The sequence below is a fragment of the Micromonospora sp. M61 genome, assembly GCF_018070245.1.
Lineage (GTDB): Bacteria > Actinomycetota > Actinomycetes > Mycobacteriales > Micromonosporaceae > Micromonospora > Micromonospora zamorensis.
In genome coordinates, this window is sequence record NZ_JAGPYA010000191.1 from 1 (window position 1) to 385 (window position 385).

Annotated in this window: 1 protein-coding gene; it reads right to left on the reverse strand. The window is 67.5% G+C overall.

What is annotated here, in order from left to right:
• Window positions 1-89: 89 nt before the first annotated feature.
• Window positions 90-385: FG-GAP-like repeat-containing protein (locus KBX34_RS33280; RefSeq protein ID WP_247672513.1), on the reverse strand; the 296-nt coding region annotated here is incomplete at its 5' end.

A 385-nucleotide genomic window follows, 5' to 3' on the forward strand; every position in this document is an offset into this window, starting at 1 on the left:
GGACCGCCATGGCCAGGGTGAGAAGCGCGACCAGGGCGCGGAGGACGGGGGTACGCGAAGGCCGGGACATGGCGGGACTCCTGACGTACTCAGAGGGTGGTTTCGCCGTTGAGGCCGAAGAAGTCGTGCCATTTGGTGGCGCCGAGGAAGGTGGTGCCGGTGGAGAGGGCCACGTACACGTCGGCGAGCGAGCCGTGGGTGAAGGCCACGATGTCGTCGCGCCCGTCGCCGTTGAAGTCCCCGGACAGCAGGGTTTCCCCGTTGAGGCCGAAGAAGTCGTTCCACTTGACGGACGTACCGGTGAACGCGCTGCCGGTGGAGGTGGCCACGTAGACGTCGTTGAGGCTGCCCTGCGTGAAGCTCACGACGTCGTCCCGGCCGTCGC